This window comes from Pseudomonas sp. p99-361, assembly GCF_003935475.1.
Lineage (GTDB): Bacteria > Pseudomonadota > Gammaproteobacteria > Pseudomonadales > Pseudomonadaceae > Aquipseudomonas > Aquipseudomonas juntendi.
Genome location: NZ_RHQO01000126.1, coordinates 1 through 5,435, shown reverse-complemented (window position 1 = coordinate 5,435; position 5,435 = coordinate 1). Strand labels below are relative to the sequence as shown.

Genomic DNA, 5,435 nt, shown 5'->3' with positions numbered 1-5,435 from the left:
ACTGGCCCGAAACAAACGTAGGAGCGAGCGCAGCTCGCGATTGCGCCGCGCGGGCGGCGCTCGATCTCACAGGCGCTTCGTAGCGGTGCGGCTGCTGCCGGGCCAGGCGGGCCTGCACGTCCACCGCTGCGGCTTTGACCTTCTGCGCCCAGTGCTTATCCTGCGGGCACACCACCACAACGCGGAAACCATGGTCCACGCCTTCCAGCCGCACGCCTTCGGAGTCATCCACATGCAGGTCGATATCGAAGGCCGACGGCAGTTTGGACGGGGAATGCGCCAGCCCATTCCGCGCCAGTATGTGCTGGTGGCGGTCACTGTTGACCACCCCGTCGACATGAATGCCGTACAGCAGCAACCAGCGGCGGATGTACGCTGGGGTGCGCCCGGACGAGGTATAGATCCAGATGCTGCAGCCCTGGCGGCGCAGGTCGCGAATCAGCTCGCGGGTACCGCTGCGCAGGGGCTCACCGAGCCAGCGGTGGACGAAGCCCGGCAACCTGCTGTGCTCGGCAGCCGCGTGCTCAGGCTGGCAGGCCAGGGTGTCGTCGATATCGAACGAAATGCGCACCTGGCCACGCTTGAGCTTGCGCTCGATGGCCTGCCGCCCGCGCTCTATCAGGGTGAACGGTTGCATCAGCGCCCCCCCGCGCAAACAGGCACCGCGGTGGCGCCCAGGAAGAACTTGCCGGGCGCAGGCGCCTTGGCTTCGAGGAACGCGGCGTACTTTTTCTTGATCTTGGGCAGTTCGTACAAAGCCTTGACACCGTGTTTGGCGGAATTACGTATGACCGAGGACGGGTTGAAGTAGCCCTCGGCGTTGTCCAGCGACAGCACGAATGGCGGCAACCCGGTACGCATCAGCAGGTAGCTTACGATGAGCGAGCCGGTGCGGTTGTTACCTTCGATGAACAGCTGTGGCTTGCTGAGGATACGTACGTACACACCGGCTGCCCGCTTCCAGATCGAATCGCTGCGGTAGGCGCAATACCAGTTGTGCAAGTCCTTGATGCCACCTTCCACATTGTTGAAAAAATGCGCTTCGGTCGCCGCCAGGTGCGCCGCGAACTCCACGCGCCGGGCCGGGTCACGGCCACACAGCACCGTGGCATTGATTTCCAGCATCAGGTTCAGCTGTTGCAGGTCGAACAGGTCTATTCCGCGAGCGACATAGTCGTCAATCAGCGCGTAGCCTTCAACCACATTCAGCAGCACCTCGTCGGTGAACGGGTCCCGCGGTTCGGTGAAGTGTTGGCTCAGCTCGGCAAAACGGCCCTGCACCTCGCGCAGAGCGCGCTCTACCGCAGACAGATCTAATCGACGCATCGGTTGCATTGGAAATCCTGGGTAACACTTTAACCAAAGGTTGTGCGGGCGGTGCTGCCACCTTCCTGGTTGCAGCACCGCCCCCTTGTACAGCGATGGGTCAGCTGAACTTGCCGCTGATGTAATCACTGGTCAGTTGTTCACGCGGGTTCTGGAAGACCTGCGCGGTCGGCCCCATCTCGACCAGGTAGCCGGTACGGGTACCCTGGGAAATGTCGACCGAGAAGAACGCCGTGGTGTCGGCAACGCGAATCGCCTGCTGCATGTTGTGGGTCACCAGGGCGATGGTGTAGTCCTTTTTCAGCTCGACCATCAGCTCTTCCACGCGGCGGGTGGCAATGGGGTCGAGTGCCGAGCACGGCTCGTCCAGCAGCAGCACTTCCGGCTCGGTGGCGATGGCCCGGGCGATACACAGGCGCTGCTGCTGGCCGCCGGACAACGACAGGCCGCTGACCTTGAGCTTGTCCTTCACTTCGTCCCACAGCGCAGCGCCTTGCAGGGCGTGTTTCACGCGGTCGCCCAGGTCCCCTTTGTAGCGGTTCAGGCGCAGGCCAAAGGCAACGTTGTCGAAAATGCTCATGGAAAACGGGTTGGGCTGCTGGAACACCATGCCGATATAGCGGCGCACCACTACCGGGTCTACGCCCTTGCCATACACATCCTGGCCCAGGAAGTGCACGTGGCCCTCGAAGCGGAAGCCTTTCACCAGGTCGTTCATGCGGTTCAGGCTACGCAGCACGGTGCTCTTGCCGCAGCCGGACGGGCCGATGAAGCCGGTAATCTCGTTCTTGCGGATCGGCACATGGCTGTCGCGCACGGCCATGAAGTTGCCGTAGAAGATCTTGTCCAGCTTGCAGTCCATGACAATGGGGGTGGCTTCGCTGGCCACGGGAGCGGCACGTTGTGCGGTGGATACGTTCAAGATGGATGCTCCCTGTTCTCAATACTTGGGCTTGCCGAATACACGGCTAAGGATGTTGATGACCAGCACGATCATGACCAGCACCAGCGAGGCCGCCCAGGCGAGCTCCAGCTGGTTGTCGAACGGCATGCCGGAGAAGTTGTAGATCAGCACTGCCAGCGAGGCAGTGGGATTCATCACCGCCAGGTCACCGTTGTGGTAGATCCAGTAGTTGCTGAACAGCGCGGTGAACAGCAAGGGCGCGGTTTCACCTGCGGCACGGGCCACGGCCAGCATCACACCGGTGAGAATGGCCGGCAAGCCGGTGGGCAGCACGATCTTGCAGATGACCTGGGCACGGGTGCAGCCCATGCCGTAGGCAGCGTCCTTCATGATCTTGGGTACCATCTTCATCGCCTCTTCGGCGGTCAGTACCACGATGGGCAGCATCAGCACCGCCAGTGCCACCCCGCCTGCCGGTGCCGAATAGGTGCCGGTAGTCATCACCACCAGGGCGTAGGCAAACACACCGGCCAGGATCGATGGCAGGCCGGTGAGCATCTTGGCGGCAAACCTTGCAGCGTTGGCCAGCTTGCTGTCCGGGCCCAGCTCGGCAAGGAACACCGCGGCCAGGATACCCACCGGCACCGCGATGGCGGCAGCGATGCCGACCATGACGAAGGTACCGGCCATGGCGTTGCCGAAACCGCCGCCCATCTCGAACCCCGTCGGCGGCAGTTCGGTGAACACCTCCAGGTTCAGGCGGGCACCGCCGCGGGTGATCAGCATGTACAGCACGGAAATCAGCGGCACACTGGCCAGCAACGCGGCCAACCAGGCCAGGATGGTCAATACCAGGCTGCGCAGGGCGCGGCCTTCGAGCCGGCGCTGCAAGCTGGGCAACGCGGCGGCAGGGGTTGTCAGGTTGGTCATTGTTTATTCCCCCGCTGGGCGTAGAGCATGATCATCGAGCCAAGCACGTTCACCAGCAGGGTGATGAACATCAGTACCAGTGCCGCATACATCAGCACTTCGATCTCGTTCGGGCCAGCTTCCGGGAAGTTCAGCGCCAGCAGCGCTGCCAGGGTATTGGCCGGGGCGAACAAGGACACGGAAATGGTGTTGGCATTGCCCACCAGCATGGCCAGCGCCATGGTTTCGCCCAGTGCCCGGCCAAGGCCCAGCACCAGCGAGCCAAAGATACCGGTGGCCGCAGAAGGCACCATCACTTTCAGGATGGCCTCCCAGTGCGTGGTGCCCATGCCGTAGGCGGCCTGCTTGGTTTTCATCGGCACGCTGGTCAGCGCGTCTTGCGAAACGGCCGCAATGGTCGGCAGGATCATGATCGCCAGGACCAGTGCGGCCGGCAGCAGGCCGGGCCCGCTGAGGGAGGTGCCAAAAAACGGAATCCAGCCCAGCTCGCTGTTCAACCAGGTGGTCAGGGGGCGAATGGCCGGGATGACCACATAGATGCCCCACAGGCCATAGACCACGCTGGGGATGGCGGCGAGCAGCTCGACGATGGTGCGGAACACCGCGGCAAGCCTGGCCGGAAGGAAATCCTGGGTGAGGAAAATGGCCATGCTGACGCCGAAGAAACCGGCAATCAACAGGGCGATGAAGGCGCTGTAGAGCGTACCCCAGATCGCGGGCAGAATACCGTACTTGCCTTGGTTGACATCCCAGACACTGCCCAGGAGCACGTCGAAACCGTGCTTTTCAATGCCTGGCAGTGCCTTGCGGCCCACTTCGTAGACCAGCGCGAAAACCAGCGCCAGTACCAGCACCACCCCGATACGGGCAAGCGCACGGAAGGTGCGGTCGACCAGAAAGTCTTTCGTAGACGGTGGCTGGCACGCGGAATCGGGATTATCCGGTATGGCAAAAGGTGTGTTCATGGCGTATTCCGGGACAAGGGACAAACACCCCCGGCATGGCTTCATGCCGCTGCCGGGAGCGCCTGGGTGTTACTGGATGTTTGCAGACGCTTTGCGCACCTGGTCGACAACCGATGGCGGCAGCGGGATGTAGCCCATCGAGTCGGCAATCTTCTGGCCCTGGGTCAGGCCGTACTCGACCATCTCACGCATGGCCTTGGCCTTTGCCGGGTTGCCGTTGTCCTTGCGGAAGATCATCCAGGTGTAGGAGGTGATCGGGTAGGACTTGGCGCCTTCCGGGTCGGGCAGGTTGGCGACCAGGTTTTCCGGCAGTTTCACCGCTGCCAGGGCCTGGGCTCCGCTTTCGGCATTTGGCACCACGTACTGGCCAGCCTTGTTTTCCAGGGCAGCGAAGTCCACCTTGGCCAGCTTGGCGAAGCCGTACTCGATGTAGCCAATGGCACCTGGGGTCTGGCGAACGGTAGCGGTCACCCCGTCGTTCTTCGGCGATTTGATGAACTTGTCGGTCGCTGGCCAGTTGACCGTGTTGCCCTCACCCAAGGTGCTCTTGAAGTCGGCGTTGATGGCCGACAGGTGCTTGGTGAACACGGCGTTGGTGCCACTGGAGTCGGCACGTACCACCACGGTGATGGGCAGGTCAGGCAGCTTCATATGCGGGTTGGCCGCGGCGATTTTCGGGTCGTTCCACTGGGTGATCTTGCCGAGGAAGATGTTCGAGTAAACATCGCGCGGCAACTTCAGGCCCTTGGGGTTGCCGGGCAGGTTGTAAGCCAGGACGATTTCGCCGGCGGTCATCGGCAGCAACTGGACGCCTTCGGCAACCTTGGCGATGTCGGCTTCGCTCATGGCCGAGTCGCTGGCGGCGAAGTCGACGGTCTTGTTCAGGAAGTCCTGAACGCCCGCGCCACTCCCCTTGGATTGGTAATCAACGGTAACGCCCGCTGTGTTCTTGCTGAAATCCTTGAACCAGGTCAGGTAGATCGGTGCCGGGAAGCTGGCGCCGGAACCGGTCAGGCGTACGTTTTCAGCAGCAAATGCAGCGGAAGTGGCGCAAAGCGAAACGGCAACGGCGAGTGCAGCAGACTTCATCAGGCGAATCATCGAAAAGCGCTCCTTGTGATGGCCGGCACACTTTGCATCAGCTGTGTTACAGCTTTGTGACCATTGAAAGGCAGGCCGTTGGTTGATCCTGATTCGGACAGGTGTTTGCCACAAGGTATGCAGCGCCTGTGCGATCGAGCGCCGCCCGCGCGGCGCATCGCGAGCTGCGCTCGCTCCTACGTTTGTTTCGGGCCAGTGAGGCCTGTGAG

At 62.1% G+C, this 5,435-nt stretch carries 6 protein-coding genes; all 6 read right to left on the bottom strand.

The annotated features are described in order from the left end of the window. On the bottom strand, positions 1-637 hold a 637-nt coding region (locus EGJ22_RS25600), incomplete at its 3' end, for an HAD family hydrolase (RefSeq protein ID WP_223809593.1). Then, on the bottom strand, positions 637-1,335 hold the full coding sequence (locus EGJ22_RS25595; protein WP_054913052.1) for a hypothetical protein: 699 nt from the start codon (positions 1,333-1,335) through the stop codon (positions 637-639). The genes EGJ22_RS25595 and EGJ22_RS25600, both read right to left, overlap by 1 nt. 91 nt (positions 1,336-1,426) lie before the next feature. Beyond that, positions 1,427-2,188, bottom strand: a complete 762-nt coding sequence (gene pstB / locus EGJ22_RS25590) for a phosphate ABC transporter ATP-binding protein PstB (RefSeq protein ID WP_050492221.1) — start codon at positions 2,186-2,188, stop codon at positions 1,427-1,429. Positions 2,189-2,266: 78 nt separating this feature from the next. Beyond that, positions 2,267-3,160, bottom strand: a complete 894-nt coding sequence (gene pstA, locus EGJ22_RS25585) for a phosphate ABC transporter permease PstA (RefSeq protein WP_009681761.1) — start codon at positions 3,158-3,160, stop codon at positions 2,267-2,269. Then, on the bottom strand, positions 3,157-4,125 hold the full coding sequence (pstC, locus tag EGJ22_RS25580) for a phosphate ABC transporter permease subunit PstC (protein ID WP_009681760.1): 969 nt from the start codon (positions 4,123-4,125) through the stop codon (positions 3,157-3,159). The genes pstA and pstC overlap by 4 nt, the downstream gene beginning before the upstream one ends. A gap of 69 nt (positions 4,126-4,194) precedes the next feature. Continuing rightward, positions 4,195-5,226 carry a phosphate ABC transporter substrate-binding protein PstS gene (pstS, locus tag EGJ22_RS25575; RefSeq protein ID WP_029886671.1) on the bottom strand — a complete coding sequence of 344 codons (1,032 nt, stop codon included), beginning with the start codon at positions 5,224-5,226 and terminating at the stop codon, positions 4,195-4,197. Between the last annotated feature and the right edge of the window lie 209 nt (positions 5,227-5,435).

Excerpts from the sequence above, each read along its gene's own strand:
- EGJ22_RS25595 (WP_054913052.1), bottom strand. The coding sequence starts at position 1,335 with ATGCAACCGATGCGTCGATTAGATCTGTCTGCGGTAGAGCGCGCTCTG.
- pstB (WP_050492221.1), bottom strand. The coding sequence starts at position 2,188 with ATGGACTGCAAGCTGGACAAGATCTTCTACGGCAACTTCATGGCCGTG.
- pstA (WP_009681761.1), bottom strand. The coding sequence starts at position 3,160 with ATGACCAACCTGACAACCCCTGCCGCCGCGTTGCCCAGCTTGCAGCGC.
- pstC (WP_009681760.1), bottom strand. The coding sequence starts at position 4,125 with ATGAACACACCTTTTGCCATACCGGATAATCCCGATTCCGCGTGCCAG.
- pstS (WP_029886671.1), bottom strand. The coding sequence starts at position 5,226 with ATGATTCGCCTGATGAAGTCTGCTGCACTCGCCGTTGCCGTTTCGCTT.